Origin of the sequence: Cryobacterium zongtaii, from assembly GCF_002909375.1 — a bacterium.
GTDB classification, from domain to species: domain Bacteria; phylum Actinomycetota; class Actinomycetes; order Actinomycetales; family Microbacteriaceae; genus Cryobacterium; species Cryobacterium zongtaii.
This window is the reverse complement of the sequence record NZ_PPXD01000019.1, coordinates 20,246-37,381: the sequence shown is the minus strand read 5'-3', so window position 1 is coordinate 37,381 and position 17,136 is coordinate 20,246. Positions and strand designations below refer to the sequence as shown.

The following is a 17,136-nucleotide window of genomic DNA, read 5'->3' as shown; positions in this document are numbered from 1 at the left end:
CGGGCAGACCGCGGCCGGAGCCAGCAGTCTGGCGGCCGGCGCCGGCCAGACCGCCGACGGCGCCGCCACCCTGAGCACCGGCGCGGCCTCCGCCGCCGACGGTGCGGCGAGCCTGAGCACCGGCGCGGAATCCGCCAGGTCCGGCGCCGAGACCCTCGCCACCGGCGCCTCGTCCCTCAGCGACGGCCTTGTCGGCCTCAAGGACGGCGCGGGCGAACTGCGCGACGGGCTCACCGACGGTGTCGGCAGCATCCCGGACACCGACGCCCAGACCCGCGACCTGCAGGGCTCGACCATCGCCGACCCGGTGAACCTGCAGAAGGCGGCGGTGACCTCCGCCGGCACCTACGGCGCCGGCCTGGCCCCGTTCTTCGCCAGCCTCGCCGGCTGGATCGGCATCTACGCCCTGTTCCTGATCGTGAAGCCGGTCTCCCGCCGCGCCATCACGGCCCTGCACTCCCCAGTGAAGATCACCCTCGCCGGCTGGCTCACCCCCGGCATCCTGGGCCTGCTGCAGATGGCCGCCCTGTTCGGCATCCTCACCGGCGTGCTGCACTTCGAGGTGCACAACCCGGTGGGCACCTACGGCATGATGGGCCTGGCCGCACTCACCTTCGCCGCGATCATCCTGGCGCTCAACGTGTGGCTGGGCAGCGTGGGCCAGTTCGTGGGCCTGGTGCTCATGGTGCTGCAGCTGGTCACTGCCGGCGGCACCTTCCCCTGGCAGACCCTGCCGGCGCCGCTGGCGTTCCTGCACCATGTGGTGCCGATGAGCTACGCCGTCGACGGCATCCGCCAGCTGATGTACGGCGGCAACCCGGCCACCGCCCTGAACGACGCCGGGGTGCTGCTGCTCTGGCTCACCGGGGCGCTCGTGATCGCCGCGATCGGTGTGGTGCGGATGACGCACTTCCGCACCCTGCGCGACCTCAAGCCGAGCCTGATCGGCTGAAATGCCTGCTTGCCATTCCGGCAAGACAGGTTGCGCGAGTGCTTTCCTATTCGGCATCATCGGGACAGTTGACGACCACACCGAAGGGCCGACCCGATGACACACAGCTTTGAGAAGGACTACTGGGAACGGCACTGGGAACAGGCGCACGATCCGGAAGCCGAGGTGCCGGACCAGAGCGGCCCGAACTCGCATCTCGAACGGGAAATCGCCGGCCTCAGGCCCGGAACCGCCCTGGATGCGGGATGCGGGACCGGTGCCGACGCCATCTGGCTGGCCGACCGCGGCTGGCGGGTGACCGCCGCCGACATCTCCGGCACCGCCCTCGAGGCAGCGGCGGAACGGGCTGCCCAAGCGTCGGTTGCGGCGAGGGTGACCTGGCTCGAGGCCGACCTCACCACGTGGCTGCCGACAAGCCGGTTCGACCTGGTGGCCACCAGCTATGCGCATCCGGCGATGCCGCAGCTGGCCTTCTATGAGCGCATTGCGGACTGGGTCGCTCCCGGCGGCACCCTGTTGATCGTCGGGCATCTGCACGAGCCGACCTCGGCGGGCCCCGATGTCGGTCAGGGGCGCGGTCACGAGCACGGTCACGCGCATGGTGGCGGTCACGGTCACGCCGCGGGCGCGGGCCAGCAGCCACCCGTCGAGGCGACGGTCAGCCTGGCGGACATCACCGGTCGTCTCGACCCCGCGATCTGGTGCATCGAGAGCGCCGAGGAGCGCGCCCGCACGGTCACCGGGCCGGAGGGGCGCCCCCTCGCGATGCACGACGCCATCGTGCGGGCCACTCGGCACGCCTGACCGCGGCGGCCGGATCGGCTACAATCGAACACATGTACGATGCAGACGGTGCTGATCGGGGTGGGCGCGCATGACGGCACGTCCGGTTCTGCACGCTGACGCCGACGCCTTTTTCGCCTCGGTCGCGTTGCGCTCGAGACCAGAGCTCGCCGCCGTGCCGGTTGCCGTGGTCGCCCATGTCTACATAGCCAGCGCGAACTACCCGGCTCGTGCGCGCGGTGTGCGCTCCGGATCGCTCGCGCAGGACGCGCTGAGGCAGTGTCCTGAGCTGATCCTGATGGACGTGCCACGCGCGGAGGTCGAGGAGGTGGGCGACGCCCTCTTCGACATCTTCCACAACAGCGCCACGGCGGTGGAACCCGGCTCGATCGAGGAGGCCTTCCTCGACGTCGGCGCGACCGACTGGGCAGGCGCCATCGACGCCGGCCACGCGCTGCGCCGCCGGGTGGCCCGCGAACTCGGCATCCCCATCAGTGTCGGGGTGGGCAGCACCAAGCTGATGGCGAAGCTCGCCTCCCGCAGGGCGAAGCCCGACGGGCTCTCGGTGATTGACGCCGGCGAGGAAGCGGGTCTGCGCACGACCCTGCCGATCACCGACGTCTGGGGAATCGGTGCCACCACACTGCAGCGACTCCATCGCATCGGAGTGCTGAGGCTCGGCGACGTGGACGGCATCCCGCCGAACGAATTGCAGCACGTCTGCGGCACCGCGATGGCGCGGCGACTGTGGCGCATTCGGGACGGCACGGACGACGCCGTCGTGCGCCCGGTCGAACAGCGCTCGTCCCTCACGGCCGAGGGATCCACCGCCGGTTTCGCGCGGCCGGACAAGACGCCCGGCGAGCTGGCCGAGGCGTGCGTCGAGCGACTCTGCAAACGCGCCGAGCGGGCGGGACTCGCGGGCACGGGGATGACTCTCACCCTGCGACCGGAGACCGGCGGAAAGGCGGTTGTGCGGAAGCGCACGCTCGTGGCGGCGACGACCGGGCGTGCGGACTGGCTCGCTGTGGCCGGCGACCTGTTGGCCGGCGAGGCGGTGCCCCGGCTTGCCGGGTTGCGGGTCACCCTGACGGGACTGCTCCCGCTCGACCGGGTGCAGCACACCCTGTTCTGACGCGTTCGCGCGACCGCAGGCCGGGTCACCGGGTCTCGACAAGCTCGACCGACGAGGAAGCTGCGACCGCTAGACGGCCGCCATCACCGCGGCGGCCACGGCGTCGGCCACGCGCTCGTCGAACGGGCTGGGCACGATGAAGTCGGCGGCGAGGTCGTCACCGACCAGGTCGGCGATGGCCATCGCGGCGGCGATTTTCATGGCGGTGGTGATGCGGCGGGCGCCGGCATCCAGGGCCCCGCGGAAGATGCCGGGAAAGGCGAGCACGTTATTGATCTGGTTGGGGTAGTCGCTGCGTCCGGTGGCCACGATCCTGGCATAACGGCCGGCCACGTCCGGGGCCACCTCGGGGTCGGGGTTGGAGAGCGCGAAGATCATGGCGTCAGCCGACATCGTGGCGAGCAGGGATTCCTCGACGGTACTTGAGGAGACGCCGACGAAGACATCGGCGCCAGCGAGGGCCTGCGCCGGGCCGCCGTCGATCTGGCGGGGGTTCGACGTCGAGGCGAACTCGGCCTTGACGCCGGTCAGGTCGATGCGGTGGCCGCTGAGGATGCCCCGGGAGTCCAGTAGTACGACGTCCTGAATGCCGACCTCCAGCAGGATCGCGGCGATCGCGATCCCCGCCGCGCCCGCGCCGGACACGACGACCTTGAGGCCCGCGCGATCCCGGCCGAGCACCTTGGCGCCGTTGGTGATCGCGGCCAGCACCACGACGGCGGTGCCGTGCTGGTCGTCGTGCATGACGGGCATGTCGAGGGCCTCGATGAGCTTGGCCTCGAGCTCGAAACAGCGCGGCGCCGACACATCCTCGAGGTTCACGGCCCCGAAGCTGTGCTGCAGACGCACGAGGGTCTCGACGATCTCATCGACGTCAGTGGTGTCGAGCACCAGCGGGATGGAGTTCAGCCCGGCGAAGCGCTGGAAGAGGGCCGACTTGCCCTCCATCACGGGCAGGGCGGCGGCCGGGCCGATGTCGCCGAGCCCCAGCACCGCGGTGCCGTCGCTGACGACGGCCACCAGCCGGCTCGCCCAGGTGTGCGTGGCGGCGACAGCGGCATCGGTGTGGATCGCGCGGCTGACCTCGGCAACGCCAGGGGTGTAGACGACGGCCAGGTCACGCCGGGTGTCGATGGGCCGGGCGAGTTCGATTCGCAGCTTGCCGCCCTCGTGGGCAGCGAAGATCTCGTCGGTGGTGACCAGGGCGGGCTGGACGGGGATGGTGAGTGACATGGAGCGGGCCTTTGCGGTCGAGACACAGAAAAGCCGCACACTTCCTGAAGGATCCAGACCGGCCTGGGATCAGGCTACGGCCACCGCGGCTCGAACGAACGGGACCATAGACCCAGTCACCCGTCGCCGGGCGCAAACCGGGTCGCCGAGTTGCCGCAAAAGACCCCCTGGCAGGCATCGAAGGGCCGCTTTGGCCGCACTCGCGGAGGGGACCGGCGGCGACTCACGTCAAAATGCCCCTTCGGGTGCGGTGAAGGGGCATTCTGAAGCAACTCGGCGAAACTGCCGTTAGCGCGGTTCGGGCGCCTTCAGCTCGGCGTCGGCACGGACTCCGGCGTCGGACGGGGCGGTGGCCGGGTGCGTCGGGTGGCCGTGCTGGGCGGCTTCGAGGGCCTCGGCCTCCGCACCGCCGACGGCCTCACCGCGGGCGACCATTCCGGCCACGTCGGAGAGCGTGATCTGCTTGAGCATCAGGGCGAGGAGGAAGGCCAGGCCGATGAACGGCAGCAGGTACCAGAACACCGGCGCCAGCGCATCCGCATAGGCCGCCACCACCCCGTCGCGCACGACATCGGGCAGCGCATTCAGGGTCTGCGGGTCGATCGTGGACGTGGCCGCAGCGGCATCCGTGGCGTTCGCGCCTGCGTTGGTGAACACGCCGGTGAGGTTCTCGGTGAGCCGGTTGGTGAAGATCGTGCCGAACACGGCCACGCCGAGCGCGGCACCGACCTCGCGGAAGTAGTTGTTCGTGCTGGTTGCGGTGCCGACCATCGACGGGTTGACCGAGTTCTGGGCGACCAGGACGACAACCTGCATGATCAGCCCGAGGCCCGCGCCGAAGATGAACAGGAACACGCAGATCAACCAGATCGGCGTCTCGGCGGTGAGGCCGGTCATCAGCACCATCGCGAGCGCGGTGAGGATCGTGCCGATGATCGGGAACATCTTGTACCGGCCGGTCTTCGTGATGGCGATACCGGAGATGATCGACGTGCCGATCAGGCCGGCCATCATCGGCAGCATCAGCAGGCCGGATGCCGCCGCTGATGTGCCTGACGACATCTGCAGGAAGGTGGGCACGAACCCGATCGCGGAGAACATGCCGAGCCCCAGGGTGAGGCCGATCAGGGTCGCGTTGACGAAGGTCGGGTTCTTGAACAGCGACAGCGGGATGATCGGGTCTTTGGCTCGCGCTTCCGTGAGGACGAACAGGATGGCCGCGAGCAGCATGCCGGCACCGAAGAGCCAGGTCTCAATCGCTTCCCAGCCATGGTCGGCGTTGCCGCCGAAGTCGGTGAAGAAGATCAGGCAGGTCGTGAAGGCCGACAGGAAGATGACGCCGAGGATGTCGATCGGCTGGGTAGCCTTCTTGCTCGGCAGCCGCAGGGCGAACCAGGCGATCGCGAAGGCCGCGATGCCGACGGGGATGTTGATGTAGAACGCCCACTGCCAGGTGAGGTGGTCCACGAAGAAACCACCCAGGAGCGGACCGCCGACGGCGGAGAGGCCGAAGACGGCGCCGAGGGGGCCGAGGTACTTGCCACGCTCGGATGCGGGCACGATGTCGGCGATGATCGCCTGGGAGAGGATCATCAATCCGCCACCACCGAGGCCCTGCACGGCACGCCAGACCACCAGCTGGGTGAAGTCGCCGGCGAAGGCACAACCCACCGAGGCGATGGTGAACAGCGCGATCGCGATCAGGAACAGGTTGCGACGGCCGAGCACGTCACCGAACTTGCCGTAGACGGGCATCACGATGGTCGTCGCCAGCAGGTAGGCCGTGGTGAGCCAGACCTGGTGCTCGACGCCGCCGAGCTGGCCGACGATGGTGGGCATCGCGGTGGAGACGATGGTCTGGTCGAGGCTGGACAAGAGCATGCCGGCGATCAGGGCGCCGAAGATGATCCAGATTCGCCGCTTGGTGAGGAGGAGCGGCGCCTCGGAGGTGGTGGTCACGAAATGTTGCCTTTCAGGGAGTGGGTACGGCCAGCACGAGGCGCATGGCGTCGAGCGAAGAAGAGAGGATGACGGCGAAGTCTTGGTCATTCGCCGGATCGACGAAGGTGTCGGCGGTGGATTTCATGAGCGAACCGACGATGCTCACGATCGCCGCAGCACGCGGATCGTCGCCGTCGACGCCTTGCCTCTCCACGATGAGGCCGCGGAGCTGGCGGTCGCGGTCCCTGGACAGGCCGATGAAACGGGCCAGCAAGCGCGGCTCACGTTCCAGGGCCACCATCAGGTCGCTGTGCTCCCGGGGGTCCATCTCATCGGATTCAATGTGCTGGATGGCCAGGTCGATCAGGTCGTTGAGCACCTGCGGCCACTCGCCCGCTCCGCGGGCCAGGAACTTTTCGGCGAAGAGTCGGTACTCGTCGTCGGGATTGACCCCGATGACGGCGTCTTCTTTGCTGGCGAAGTAGTTGAAGAAGGTGCGCCGGGACACGTCGACGGCGGAGCACACCTCCTCGATCGTGAAACCGGCCAGGCCGCGCTCGGCCGTGAGCCGACGCGACACCGCCGTGAGATTGGCGGCGGTTTTACGCATCCGTCGCTCAACACGGGAAGTGGTTGCACTTTCTGACATAGAGTGCAGTTTTGCATCATTGGACACACAGTGCAAGTTAAACCCGACGTTCGGGGTCAGGCTTGGCGATAGGTCACCCGGCGCTGTATGGTCAGTCGATGCTGACCATTGCGAGCCACCTCGACGTCATGAATCGCCTGGGTCGTGCGATGGCCGACCCCACCCGGTCCCGCATCCTGCTGAGCCTGCTCGAGGCGCCCGGTTACCCGGCCCGGATCGCCCGGTCGCTCAACCTCACCCGGTCGAACGTCTCCAACCACCTGAGCTGCCTGCGCGGCTGCGGCATCGTGGCCGCGGTCCCAGAGGGCCGGCAAACCCGGTACGAGATCGCCGACCCGCACCTGACCCGCGCGCTCGCGGCCCTCGTCGAGGTGGTGCTCGCCGTCGACGACGGCGAGCCCTGCACCGAAACCGACTGCGACGTTCCCGGCTGCTGCGATACCCCCGCATGACCGCCACGAACACGGCATCGTCACTCGACCCGATCCGTCGCCGCGTGCTGCAGCGCCGCATCCGACTGGTGGTGGCGATCACCATCAGCTACAACGTGATCGAGGCGGGCATCGCCCTGGCCGCCGGCACCGTCGCCTCCTCCGCCGCACTGGTCGGCTTCGGCCTCGACTCGATCGTCGAGGTGCTCTCGGCGGCGGCGATCGCCTGGCAGTTCGCGGCACCGGACCCGGAGAAGCGCGAGCGGGTGGCCCTTCGGGTGATCGCGGTCTCCTTCTTCGCGCTGGCGGCCTACGTGAGCGTGGATGCCGGCCTCTCGCTCTTCGGGGTGCGCGAGGCCGAGCACAGCCCGGTGGGGATCGCCTTGGCCGCGGTGAGCCTGGCGATCATGCCGGTCTTGAGCTGGTTCGAGCGTCGCACCGGCCGGGAGCTGGGCTCGGCATCCGCCGTCGCCGACTCGAAGCAGACCCTGCTCTGCAGCTACCTCTCCGCCGCGCTGCTGGCCGGGTTGCTGCTCAACTCACTGCTCGGCTGGGCCTGGGCGGACTCGGTCGCGGCGCTGGTGATTGCCGGCTTCGCGGCGAAGGAGGGCCTCGAGGCGTGGCGCGGCGACGCCTGCACGGTTCCGGTTTCGGCGCTCACCGGCGAGCGTGCCGCCGAGACCGGCCACTGATCGCCCCTCTCGGCGACGCCGGAGGTCGTCGCCGCACCAGTTATGGCCCATCGCGCCCGCTATAGGGGGCGCGATGGGCCATACGGGGTGCGGCGAGGGGGATGCCTAGACCGGCGACTCCTGGTGCGCCGCGATCGCCCAGCCGCCGTTGTTCTCGTCGAAGAGGTAGGTCGTAGACATCTGCAGCTCGGTCGCGGTGTCACCTCGCCAGGCCGTGGACCTGTAGACCAGCACGCCCGCGTGCTCGCCCAACCGAATGACGGCCGGCTCGTGCAGTTCATACCGATCCAGCGGAGCGGCGGCCTTGAACGCGGCGCGCACGTCGTCGCGGCCGAGCACCACCCCCGGCAGAATCAGCAGACCGTCCCCGGTCATGGTGCGCTGGTAGTAGTCACCGCCCTTGCCGGCGAGGATGGCGCGCCAGCCCTCGTGGGCTTCGTGCAGGAGTCTGGCAGGGAGATCGTCGGTGATCGCAGTCATGACTCCACGCTAGCCCTCGGCCGGGCCGGGCGGGTCAGAATTTGTGCTGCAGAATCCAGGCGTGCATGGTGACCGCGGCCGCCGCGGAAGCGTTCATCGAGCGCGTCGAGCCGAACTGGCTGATTTCCACCAGGGCGTCACCGGCAGCCACGGCTTCCGGCGAGAGGCCGGGACCCTCCTGGCCGAACAGGAGCACACAGTGCTCGGGGAAGCTGAAGGTCTCCATGATCACACTGCCGGGCAGGTTGTCGATGGCGATGATCGGCAGGTTCTCGGTGCGGGCCCACTCGACGAACGCCGCCACATCCGGGTGGTGCAGCACGTGCTGGTAACGGTCGGTCACCATGGCGCCGCGCTTGTTCCAACGCTTGCGGCCGATGATGTGCACGGTATCGGCGCCGAACGCATTGGCGCTGCGAACGATGGAGCCGATGTTCATGTCGTGCTGCCAGTTCTCGATGGCCACGTGGAACGGGTTGCGCTTCTCGTCGAGGTCGGCGACGATCGCCGGCATCGACCAGTACCGGTACCGGTCGATCACGTTGCGGGTGTCGCCGCGTTCGAGCAGCTCTCGGTCGTAGTACGGCTCCTCCGGCCATTCCCCGACCCACGGGCCGACCCCGTTGGTGGACAGCTCTGGCGTGGGGTTCAACGGTTCTGGCACTGCACCACCGTATCCCGCCAACGCGGGACGTCCGGCACCCCCGGTTGCTTTCCGTGGTTTTGTACCGCTACATTATTTGTATTGCTACGAAGGCGGATGACGACCTTCGACCCGGGGAATGGAGGCTCGTGTGTCCTTTGTGTTTTTGTGCTGCGCCATCGCGATCATGTCGGCCTTTACCCCGCTCAGCTCGAGCAAGCCCGCCAACCGGGCGCGAGAGCTGGACGCGTACGCGCGCCGCCTGGGCGTCGCCGTGCCCGTCGACACCGCCGAGCGCATCACCGGCCAGCTCATCTGCCGAGAGCGCGCGCTCCTGACCGGCGGGGTCATCGGCGTCGGGCTCGCGGTCATCACCGCCCTGCTCCTCCCCGGCGGCTTCGACGCCGGCTACGTTCCCGTGCTGATCTTCGGCGGCCTGGGCGTCGGCAGCTCCGTCGGCGCCGCACTCGCGTCGGCGGCGAGCGCATTCACGCCCTTCGCCGGGCCTCGTGTCGCCCGGTCGTCCATTCCCGGCTATGCGGACTACGTGCCGCCGCTGGAACGCTGGAGCGGACGCGTCCTGCCGGCGCTCGCGCTGCTGGCCATCCTCGCCGCCTGGATCGCCTTCAGTGTCGGGGCGCTCGGCGACGCGCGCCTCTCCTCCGCCTACATCTGGGGGTCGGCCGGCGCCTGGCTCGCCTATGCCTCGATCGCCGGGCTGCTGGTGTCGGAGGCGCTGTCCCGCCGCATCCTCGATCGCGGCCAGCCGTCGGCATCCGCCACCGATCTGGCCTGGAATGACGGCCTGCGCTCGCGAGCCCTGCGGGACCTGCACGCCGTGCCCCTCACGCTGGGCTTCGTGTCCGTTCTGAGCACGTTCTTCGATATCGGCTTCCTGGGCGATTACTCAGGTGGTGTCGCCACCGCGGCGGTGGTTGGTGTCGGGATCCCCGCAATCCTTCTGGCCGGCGGGATCACCCTCCTCATCGTCGATATCACCTCGAAGCCCCAGCAGTACTACTGGCGTCGGCTGTGGGCCGACCGAGCGGCCGGCTCTCCGACATGATGCTCGTCATCGATCCCGACTCGGGCGTCGCCCCATACGAACAGATTCGATCCCAGATCGTCGCGGCCGTGCGTGCCGGCGACCTGAAGCCCGGCGCGCAGCTGCCCACTGTGCGACGCCTGGCCGACGACCTGGGCATTGCGCCCAACACGGTGGCGCGCAGCTACCGCGAGCTCGAACGCGACGGAGTGATCGAAACCCGCGGCCGCAACGGATCCGTGATCGCCGGCGTCACGACGCCGGGCCCGGCAGCGGATGCCGCCCGGGCCTACGCGCGCCGCGCAGCCGAGTTGGGCCTGACCCGCGACGCCGCCCTCGATCTCGTGCGCGCAGCGTTGGACGGTACCGCGGCCGCCTCGACCACCCCCACCGACTGAGGACCGCCCGCCGCAGCACCCAGCTTCCGTTCACCTCGGGTTCGCTACCCTGGGGGTCAGGGTGCGCAACAGTCGGCAGCCGCGGCGGTTCCGACCGCGTCTTCGCGCCGGCGCCATCCGATCGAGACCGCACTCATGACCCCGACCGGAAGGCAGTTCCATGCATCCCACACTCTTCGGCATCGACTTCCTCGACTCCGAGTGGCTGATCGGTTGGTTCGGATCGTTCGTGCTGTTGGGCGTCGCCGCCGTCGTGTTCGTCGAGACCGGCTTCATCGTGCTGTCGTTCCTGCCAGGCGACTCCCTGCTCTTCACGGTGGGGCTGCTCACCGCCACCGGCGACGTGCAGTTCCCCATCTTCGTGACCTGTGCGATCATCTTCGTCGCCGCGTTCGCGGGTGACCAGCTGGCCTACGGCGTGGGGCGCAAGGCCGGACCGGCCGTCTTCGCCCGCGAGCAGAACCGGTTCTTCAACCCGAAGAACGTCGAACGCACCAACGCGTTCTTCGCCAAGCACGGTGGCAAGGCCGTCATCATCGCGCGCTTCCTGCCCGTCTTCCGCGCCTTCGTGCCCCTCGCTGCCGGCGTCGGCAAAATGAGCTACCGCACTTTCGTGACCTTCAACCTGATCGGCGCGTTCGCCTGGGGCGTCGGCCTCACCATGGTGGGCTTCCTGCTCGGGCAGATCCAGTTCGTCGCCGACTACTCCGAGTACTTCATCATCGGCATCGTGCTGCTCTCGGGCATCCCGATCCTCTCCGAGCTGTACAAGGCCGGGCGCGAGGCCCTGCGCACCCGCGGCAAGGCCGCCGTGCCCGCCGTCGAACTGCCCGAGGACGTGCGCGAGTAGCCCACTCCCCCGGCTGATGCCCCGGACTGGGGACTGACCGAGCCCGCACGCCTCTCGGTACAGTGAAAATCTGATTCTGGCGGGCGACCGCGCAGCCGGCACCAGCACACGACCCGGGGGGCGTCGCGATGGACCATGGACCGATCTCGCTCACGCGCCCTGTGGTGCGCCGGCAGTGGGCAAGGACCTGAGCGTGGGGCGGTTCATCTACGACTCCACCCTGACCGTGATCCTGGACGACCTTCTCCTCAGCCACCTCCAGGCGGTGGTGGGCGCCAAGTTCCGTCTCCAGCAGTCCTTCTACTTCAGCTGGGGCTACCCGGGCAAGACCGGGGAGAGTCGCACCACGATCTGGTTGACGCCGGGCATCAGCGTGCAGTTTCACTATCGCACCGCCCGCGCACCCGCCCTTGATCGGGACCGGATCAGCACTTTCCTCGCCCAGGCGAACAGCCCCAGCGGTCTCGTCCTCGTCATCGGCGACTGATTCCGTCGGCGGGGCCGCCGGGCACGCGGCATCCGCCCCGAGGGGGTTTCGGCGTACCTAAATACTCACTACGATTTAGGCATGCCTCAATCTGACCCTGCAGCGAACGCGACCGTGGCGGAACGCGCCGCCCCTCCCTCGCTGAACTCGGTGGCCTCCACCCGGCTGCTCTGGCTGCTCGGACCGGCGCTCGTGGCCGGCGTGGCCTATCTGGACCCGGGCAACGTGGCCAGCAATATGACCGCGGGCGCCCGGTACGGGTACCTGTTGGTCTGGGTGGTCGTGGCCGGCAACCTGATGGCTTGGCTGATCCAGTACCTGTCGGCGAAGCTGGGCATCGTCACCGGCACCAGCCTGCCGGAGATCCTCGGGGTGCGCCTGCGGCGGCCGACCGCCCGTCGGGTCTACTGGGTGCAGGCCGAGCTCGTGGCCATGGCCACCGACCTGGCCGAGATCATCGGCGGCGCCGTGGCCCTCAACCTGCTCTTCGGGCTGCCGCTGCTGGCCGGCGGTGTGATCACCGGTGTCATCTCGATGATCGTGCTCACCGTGCAGACACGACGCGGCCCGCGCGTTTTCGAGCGGGTCATCGTGGCCCTGCTTCTGATCATCACGGTGGGCTTCGCCGCCGGGGTCTTCTTCGCGCCGCCGGACGCCGGTTCGGTTCTCGACGGTCTGGTGCCGCGCTTCGAGGGCGCGGACTCGGTGCTGCTGGCGGCGTCGATCCTCGGTGCCACGATCATGCCCCACGCCATCTACGCGCACTCCGCGCTCACCCGCGACAGGTTCCCGATGCAGGAGGGACCGGCCGCAACCCGGCGCCTGCTCTGGGCGACGAAGTGGGATGTCACAATCGCCATGGCCATCGCCGGCACCGTCAACCTCGCCATACTGCTGCTCGCGGCCTCGGCTCTGCAGGGGGTGCCAGGCACCGACTCGCTCGAGGGTGCGTACGCGGCCCTGCAGAGCACGCTCGGCCCGGTGGTCGCGACGGTGTTCGCGATCGGGCTGCTGGCCTCCGGTCTCGCCTCCACCTCGGTGGGCGCCTACGCCGGAGCCGAGATCATGCACGGCCTGCTCAAGCTGCGGGTGCCACTGCTGCTGCGCCGCATCGTCACCCTCATCCCGGCGCTTTTGATCCTCGGCGTGGGATTCGATCCCACCCAGGCTCTGGTGCTGAGCCAGGTGGTGTTGTCGTTCGGCATCCCGTTCGCCCTCATCCCGTTGGTGTGGCTCACGGCGCAGCGCGGCCTGCTCGGCGACTTCGCCAACCGCTGGTTCACCACGGCCGCCGGCGCCGTGGCCGCGGTGCTGCTGGTGTCCCTCAACGCCGTCCTGCTCGTGCTCGTCTTCACCGCCGCATGAACCGGCCCGCTACCCCGAGGTGGTCATGAAACCCACCACACCGGCCGCCGAGGACTACCTCAAGACGATCTACGCGCATACCGAGTGGCAGCCGGCGCCGATCACACCCCGGGTCCTGGCCACCCGGCTGGGCATCGCTCCGTCGTCGGTGACCGAGATGGTGAAGAAGCTCGCTGCCGACGGGTTCATTGCCCACGTGCCGTACGGCCCGCTCACCCTCACCGCAGCCGGGCGGATGCGCGCCACGGCCGTGGTGCGCCGGCACCGGCTGATCGAGACCTGGCTGGTGCGGGAGCTCGGCTACACCTGGGACGAGGTGCACGACGAGGCGGAGGTGCTCGAGCACGCGATCTCCGACCGGCTGCTCGAAGCCATCGACGCCCATCTGGGCCACCCGGCGGCCGACCCGCACGGCGATCCCATCCCCGCCGCCGACGGCTCCAGCGTACGGGTGCCGGCGGTCCTGCTCGCGGATGCGGCGCCCGGCCACGCCGGAACCGTGCTGCGGGTCAGTGATCGCGATCCGGGCATCCTGCGTGCCCTGGCCGACGCGGGCATCGGCCCCGGCAGCCGGCTGGATGTGGTCGACGCGCACAGTGTACGGCTGCCCGACGGGGAGCTGCACCCGCTCGCCCCGGACGCCGCCGGCGCCATCTGGCTCACGCGCTGACCGGGCGCACCGCGCCGCCGGGGGCAGCGGCGGGGTGCCGCCAGCAAACCTCTCCCCGATAGTCTGGATACGGCAGCCTGTCCCCCTGGTTGCGCCCAGTTCGTCCCACAAGAAGGAGCGAGTCATGAGAACCCGTGACGAGATCGAATGCTGGCTCACCGACATGGACGGCGTCCTGGTTCATGAAAACCAGGCCCTGCCCGGCGCTGCCGAACTGCTGCAGCAGTGGACCGATGCCGGCACACCGTTCCTGGTGCTGACGAACAACTCCATCTTCACGCCGCGCGACCTGTCGGCCCGCCTGCGCTCCTCGGGGCTGAACGTGCCTGAGGAACGCATCTGGACCTCCGCGCTGGCCACGGCGGACTTCCTCAAGCAGCAGAGCCCCGGCGGCACGGCATTCGTGATCGGCGAGGTCGGGCTCACCACCGCGTTGCACGAGGCCGGCTTCATCATGACCGAGACCAACCCCGACTACGTGGTCGTGGGTGAGACCCGCAACTACTCCTTCGAGGCCATCACCAAGGCCATCCGGCTGCTGCTCAAGGGCGCCCGGTTCATCGTGACCAACCCGGATGCGACCGGCCCCAGCGCCGAGGGACCGATGCCGGCCACCGGCGCGATCGCCGCGCTGATCACCAAGGCCACCGGCATGGAGCCCTACGTCGTGGGCAAGCCCAATCCGATGATGTTCCGCTCGGCGATGAACCGCATCGGCGCGCACTCGGAGAACACCGGCATGATCGGCGACCGGATGGACACCGACATCGTCGCCGGCATCGAGGCCGGTTTGCACACGGTTCTGGTGCTCACCGGCATCAGCGACCCCGCCGAGATCGCCCGCTACCCCTTCCGCCCCGACGAGATCCTCGACGGCGTGCACCAGCTGCTCGCCGCCGGACCTGTCGAATCCGACGAAATCTAGCCACCCGCGCACCGCGGTGACACGGAAAGCCGGGCCCTCGGGCCCGGCTTTCTGTGTGTGCGGAGTGGCTACGGCGCCGTTAGGCGACCGGGGCCAGGCTCGCTGTGAGCGGCTCGCCCGAGGACCGGCTCGCGAAGCAGTAGAAGTACCTCTCGCCGGCGTCCCACTGCTCAGCGGTCACCGGGTAACTGCCTTGCAGCTGCACATCGCCGTAGGCGCCGGCGGTTTCGAAGTCGATCACGCCGGGGGCGCTGCAGAGCACGTTGATCTGGTCGGCGAACGCCTGCTCACCGGGGAACGGGGAACCGCTGTCGCCCTCGAGGATGCCGCGGTAGACCAGCTGGCCCGTGTGCGGGGTGGCGCAGTCGACGACGGTGAATTCTTCGTCCCACGGCGACGTGTACGGTTCGAGGCACTCGGTGCCGAACAGGGTGTTCCAGGCGTGCACGCCGGCCGGCTGCGGGCCCGGGGCGGCGGGCTCGGGGGCGGTCGTGGGCTCCGTGGTGGCGCCCGGCTGGGCTGAGGCAGATTCGGTGGGAGCGGCCGCCGGGGTGTCACCCAGGCTCTGGCCCAGGAAGAACAGTCCGATGATCACGAGCACCACGACCACGGCACCCCCGACCCAAAGCAGGTCTCGCTTCGAGGGGCGGCGCGGCGGCTCGCCGTCGGCCGGACCGCGGCGACGGGGACCGGGTTCGTCGGCGGACGGGGCCGGTGCGGCGTGGGCGTCGTGGCCGGGCGCTGCCGTGGCTGCACCGGTGGCCGCGGCCGCGGTCGCGGCGGACACGGGGAGCGCGGCCGGAGCCGGTTCGGGAAGTGGTACGTGAGCGGCGTGCCGAGAGACCGGGGCGCTGGCGGAGTCGGCGGGGCGCGGTGCGACGCCGGTGTCCAGCGGGCTCGGCGGGGTGGCCGGCGTACGACGACCGAGAGCGGCCGTCTCCTCTTCAGCGGTGGGCACCAGCCGGGACTGGGCCGGGGTCGTCCACCAGGGCGCCGCTTCGAGGTCGGCGGGAGTCCGCCGCGGCGGAGCCGGCGTCTTGGTGAGCGGCTGAGTGTGCTCCGGGTCGGCCGCAGGTACCGGGGCCGCAGGTACCGGGGCAGCGGGCACCGGGGCAGCAGCAGCGGGCGCCGCCGGCATAACGGCGGGCGGCGGTGCGGCGGCCCGCGGCGCGGATGCGGGACGAACGGGCGGCGCCGGTGCAACGGGCGGCGCCGCGGCGGGGATGACTGGAGTCGCGGGAGCGGCCTGGGCCGGCGGGGTGCGTCGCACGGCGTCAACGGCCGGATCGGGCTCGATGGTCGGGGTGAGGCCCCAGCGGAAACCGCCGGACGGCGCCGGGATGGTGGCGGCAGGCGCGGTGTCACCGTCGGCCGACGCAGAATCCGGGGATGGAACCTGCGCAGCGGGCCGCGGCGGTGCGGCGGGCCGGTCTGCGGGCGGTGCGGCGGGTTGCGCGACCGGCGGAACGACAACGGGCGCGACGGGGAGGGCGACGGTCGGGGCAGAGTCGGGCCGCGCATCCGCCTCGGTGCCGGCGGCGGCCTCGTCGGCGGGCTCGTCGTCGGGCTCGGCGGCAGCCTCGCTGTCGTCGGCGTTCAGCTGAGCCGCGAGCCAGTCCAGGCCGAGGTCTTTGTCGTCGTTACCGCCCTGCTGCTCGGGCATCAGCTCAGTCCCAGGTCCTCGAGTCCGATGGCCGCGTAGTACGGGTAGCCGGCCTCTTCGATGATTTCGCGGGCCCCGGTGCTGCGGTCCACGACCACGGCGACGCCGGCGATGATGGCGCCCACCTTGAGCAGCGCCTCGATGGCGGCGAGCGGTGAGCCACCGGTGGTGGAGGTGTCTTCGAGGACGATGACCCGCTTGCCGGCGAGGTCCGGGCCCTCGACCTGGCGGCCACGGCCGTGGTCCTTGGGTTCCTTGCGAACGACGAAGGCGTCGTAGGCCAGCCCGCGGGCGGCGCCCTGGTGCAGGATCGCGGTGGCGACGGGGTCAGCGCCCATGGTCATGCCGCCGACGGCCACGACATCCGGAATGTCCTTGATGAGATCGATCATGACCTGGCCGATCAGCGGGGCGACCCTGTGGTCGAGGCTGACCTTGCGGAGATCCACGTAGTACGTGGCCTTCTTGCCACTGGTGAGGGTGAAGTCACCGTGGAAGACGGCGTCGGCCGAGATGTAGTCGATGAGTTTTCTGCGGGTATCCATCACAGGGCTACTTTAGGCCAACACGCGCCCGCGCGCCCGGTGCACGATACGGGCGTGCGCCGGTCGGGGTGATCAGAAGCTGCGAACGAACTTCCGCACGGGAACACGACCGTAGCCATCCTTGTTCACGGCAACGACGGTGCCGACGACGGCGCCTACGGCAACAAGGGAGATGAGGAGCATGAAAACGAACACGGTCGTGCCTTTCGAGGGAAGTGGATGGCCGGGCCACGCGGGCTGCTGCCCGGT

20 protein-coding genes are annotated in these 17,136 nt (G+C 69.6%); 12 read left to right on the top strand and 8 right to left on the bottom strand.

Going from position 1 to position 17,136, the window contains the following annotated elements:
- The 3 genes from C3B61_RS12325 to C3B61_RS12315 form a co-directional block, all read left to right on the top strand.
- The coding region (locus tag C3B61_RS12325) for a YhgE/Pip family protein (RefSeq protein WP_165791162.1) at nucleotides 1-952 on the top strand (952 nt) is incomplete at its 5' end.
- A 96-nt stretch (nucleotides 953-1,048) separates the two neighbouring features.
- Nucleotides 1,049-1,756 carry a class I SAM-dependent methyltransferase gene (locus tag C3B61_RS12320; RefSeq protein ID WP_103460977.1) on the top strand — a complete coding sequence of 236 codons (708 nt, stop codon included), beginning with the start codon at nucleotides 1,049-1,051 and terminating at the stop codon, nucleotides 1,754-1,756.
- 70 nt (nucleotides 1,757-1,826) lie between these two features.
- The gene (locus tag C3B61_RS12315) at nucleotides 1,827-2,870 is read left to right on the top strand and encodes a Y-family DNA polymerase (protein ID WP_103460976.1); all 1,044 of its coding nucleotides are present in this window, start codon (nucleotides 1,827-1,829) and stop codon (nucleotides 2,868-2,870) included.
- 69 nt (nucleotides 2,871-2,939) lie between these two features.
- Here C3B61_RS12315 and C3B61_RS12310 read toward each other — a convergent pair whose 3' ends face one another.
- From C3B61_RS12310 to C3B61_RS12300, 3 genes are all read right to left on the bottom strand, one after another.
- On the bottom strand, nucleotides 2,940-4,103 hold the full coding sequence (locus C3B61_RS12310; RefSeq protein ID WP_103460981.1) for an NAD(P)-dependent malic enzyme: 1,164 nt from the start codon (nucleotides 4,101-4,103) through the stop codon (nucleotides 2,940-2,942).
- Nucleotides 4,104-4,391: 288 nt separating this feature from the next.
- Entirely contained in the window at nucleotides 4,392-6,062 is a 1,671-nt protein-coding gene (locus C3B61_RS12305) for an MDR family MFS transporter (protein ID WP_244285926.1), read from the bottom strand.
- Nucleotides 6,063-6,075: 13 nt separating this feature from the next.
- Nucleotides 6,076-6,654, bottom strand: a complete 579-nt coding sequence (locus C3B61_RS12300; RefSeq protein ID WP_165787898.1) for a TetR/AcrR family transcriptional regulator — start codon at nucleotides 6,652-6,654, stop codon at nucleotides 6,076-6,078.
- 137 nt (nucleotides 6,655-6,791) lie between these two features.
- Here C3B61_RS12300 and cmtR point away from each other — a divergent pair, with 137 nt between their 5' ends.
- Nucleotides 6,792-7,145: a Cd(II)/Pb(II)-sensing metalloregulatory transcriptional regulator CmtR gene (gene cmtR, locus C3B61_RS12295; RefSeq protein ID WP_088457414.1), complete on the top strand. Its 354-nt coding sequence runs from the start codon at nucleotides 6,792-6,794 to the stop codon at nucleotides 7,143-7,145.
- Nucleotides 7,142-7,816 carry a cation efflux transmembrane domain-containing protein gene (locus C3B61_RS12290; RefSeq protein ID WP_088457415.1) on the top strand — a complete coding sequence of 225 codons (675 nt, stop codon included), beginning with the start codon at nucleotides 7,142-7,144 and terminating at the stop codon, nucleotides 7,814-7,816. The genes cmtR and C3B61_RS12290 overlap by 4 nt, the downstream gene beginning before the upstream one ends.
- Before the next feature lie 105 nt (nucleotides 7,817-7,921).
- Here C3B61_RS12290 and C3B61_RS12285 read toward each other — a convergent pair whose 3' ends face one another.
- Both C3B61_RS12285 and C3B61_RS12280 read right to left on the bottom strand, forming a co-directional pair.
- The gene (locus C3B61_RS12285; RefSeq protein WP_088457416.1) at nucleotides 7,922-8,296 is read right to left on the bottom strand and encodes a DUF4440 domain-containing protein; all 375 of its coding nucleotides are present in this window, start codon (nucleotides 8,294-8,296) and stop codon (nucleotides 7,922-7,924) included.
- A 34-nt stretch (nucleotides 8,297-8,330) separates the two neighbouring features.
- A complete protein-coding gene (locus C3B61_RS12280; RefSeq protein WP_088458141.1) occupies nucleotides 8,331-8,960 on the bottom strand; it encodes a TrmH family RNA methyltransferase in 630 nt (209 codons plus the stop codon).
- 130 nt (nucleotides 8,961-9,090) lie between these two features.
- Between C3B61_RS12280 and C3B61_RS12275 the strand changes: the two genes are divergently transcribed.
- The 7 genes from C3B61_RS12275 to C3B61_RS12245 all read left to right on the top strand — a co-directional run bounded on the left by C3B61_RS12275 (nucleotide 9,091) and on the right by C3B61_RS12245 (nucleotide 14,679).
- A complete protein-coding gene (locus C3B61_RS12275) occupies nucleotides 9,091-10,005 on the top strand; it encodes a hypothetical protein (protein WP_133160290.1) in 915 nt (304 codons plus the stop codon).
- Nucleotides 10,002-10,382, top strand: coding sequence for a GntR family transcriptional regulator (locus tag C3B61_RS12270; RefSeq protein WP_103460980.1), 381 nt, complete (start codon nucleotides 10,002-10,004; stop codon nucleotides 10,380-10,382). Before C3B61_RS12275 ends, C3B61_RS12270 begins: the two co-directional genes overlap by 4 nt.
- 160 nt (nucleotides 10,383-10,542) lie before the next feature.
- Entirely contained in the window at nucleotides 10,543-11,232 is a 690-nt protein-coding gene (locus C3B61_RS12265) for a DedA family protein (RefSeq protein WP_103460969.1), read from the top strand.
- Between the two features lie 175 nt (nucleotides 11,233-11,407).
- Complete coding sequence (locus tag C3B61_RS12260) at nucleotides 11,408-11,719, top strand: DUF7882 family protein (protein ID WP_103460967.1); 312 nt, start codon at nucleotides 11,408-11,410, stop codon at nucleotides 11,717-11,719.
- 81 nt (nucleotides 11,720-11,800) lie between these two features.
- Nucleotides 11,801-13,084, top strand: a complete 1,284-nt coding sequence (locus C3B61_RS12255; RefSeq protein WP_103460965.1) for an Nramp family divalent metal transporter — start codon at nucleotides 11,801-11,803, stop codon at nucleotides 13,082-13,084.
- Between the two features lie 25 nt (nucleotides 13,085-13,109).
- Nucleotides 13,110-13,754 carry a metal-dependent transcriptional regulator gene (locus tag C3B61_RS12250; protein ID WP_103460964.1) on the top strand — a complete coding sequence of 215 codons (645 nt, stop codon included), beginning with the start codon at nucleotides 13,110-13,112 and terminating at the stop codon, nucleotides 13,752-13,754.
- Nucleotides 13,755-13,878: 124 nt separating this feature from the next.
- Nucleotides 13,879-14,679, top strand: coding sequence for an HAD-IIA family hydrolase (locus C3B61_RS12245; RefSeq protein ID WP_088457422.1), 801 nt, complete (start codon nucleotides 13,879-13,881; stop codon nucleotides 14,677-14,679).
- A gap of 79 nt (nucleotides 14,680-14,758) precedes the next feature.
- On the opposite strand, the gene C3B61_RS12240 is transcribed toward C3B61_RS12245, so the two are convergent.
- From C3B61_RS12240 to C3B61_RS20175, 3 genes are all read right to left on the bottom strand, one after another.
- A complete protein-coding gene (locus C3B61_RS12240) occupies nucleotides 14,759-16,342 on the bottom strand; it encodes a hypothetical protein (RefSeq protein WP_103460962.1) in 1,584 nt (527 codons plus the stop codon).
- Nucleotides 16,342-16,887, bottom strand: coding sequence for an orotate phosphoribosyltransferase (gene pyrE / locus C3B61_RS12235; RefSeq protein ID WP_165787853.1), 546 nt, complete (start codon nucleotides 16,885-16,887; stop codon nucleotides 16,342-16,344). Before pyrE ends, C3B61_RS12240 begins: the two co-directional genes overlap by 1 nt.
- 72 nt (nucleotides 16,888-16,959) lie before the next feature.
- Entirely contained in the window at nucleotides 16,960-17,082 is a 123-nt protein-coding gene (locus C3B61_RS20175) for a hypothetical protein (RefSeq protein ID WP_255453135.1), read from the bottom strand.
- Nucleotides 17,083-17,136 lie beyond the last annotated feature (54 nt).

What these genes read in the sequence shown, in the direction of transcription:
- C3B61_RS12320 (WP_103460977.1), top strand. Translation starts at nt 1,049, where the DNA reads ATGACACACAGCTTTGAGAAGGACTACTGGGAACGGCACTGGGAACAG.
- C3B61_RS12315 (WP_103460976.1), top strand. Translation starts at nt 1,827, where the DNA reads ATGACGGCACGTCCGGTTCTGCACGCTGACGCCGACGCCTTTTTCGCC.
- C3B61_RS12310 (WP_103460981.1), bottom strand. Translation starts at nt 4,103, where the DNA reads ATGTCACTCACCATCCCCGTCCAGCCCGCCCTGGTCACCACCGACGAG.
- C3B61_RS12300 (WP_165787898.1), bottom strand. Translation starts at nt 6,654, where the DNA reads ATGCGTAAAACCGCCGCCAATCTCACGGCGGTGTCGCGTCGGCTCACG.
- cmtR (WP_088457414.1), top strand. Translation starts at nt 6,792, where the DNA reads ATGCTGACCATTGCGAGCCACCTCGACGTCATGAATCGCCTGGGTCGT.
- C3B61_RS12290 (WP_088457415.1), top strand. Translation starts at nt 7,142, where the DNA reads ATGACCGCCACGAACACGGCATCGTCACTCGACCCGATCCGTCGCCGC.
- C3B61_RS12285 (WP_088457416.1), bottom strand. Translation starts at nt 8,296, where the DNA reads ATGACTGCGATCACCGACGATCTCCCTGCCAGACTCCTGCACGAAGCC.
- C3B61_RS12270 (WP_103460980.1), top strand. Translation starts at nt 10,002, where the DNA reads ATGATGCTCGTCATCGATCCCGACTCGGGCGTCGCCCCATACGAACAG.
- C3B61_RS12265 (WP_103460969.1), top strand. Translation starts at nt 10,543, where the DNA reads ATGCATCCCACACTCTTCGGCATCGACTTCCTCGACTCCGAGTGGCTG.
- C3B61_RS12255 (WP_103460965.1), top strand. Translation starts at nt 11,801, where the DNA reads ATGCCTCAATCTGACCCTGCAGCGAACGCGACCGTGGCGGAACGCGCC.
- C3B61_RS12250 (WP_103460964.1), top strand. Translation starts at nt 13,110, where the DNA reads ATGAAACCCACCACACCGGCCGCCGAGGACTACCTCAAGACGATCTAC.
- C3B61_RS12245 (WP_088457422.1), top strand. Translation starts at nt 13,879, where the DNA reads ATGAGAACCCGTGACGAGATCGAATGCTGGCTCACCGACATGGACGGC.
- C3B61_RS12240 (WP_103460962.1), bottom strand. Translation starts at nt 16,342, where the DNA reads ATGCCCGAGCAGCAGGGCGGTAACGACGACAAAGACCTCGGCCTGGAC.
- pyrE (WP_165787853.1), bottom strand. Translation starts at nt 16,887, where the DNA reads ATGGATACCCGCAGAAAACTCATCGACTACATCTCGGCCGACGCCGTC.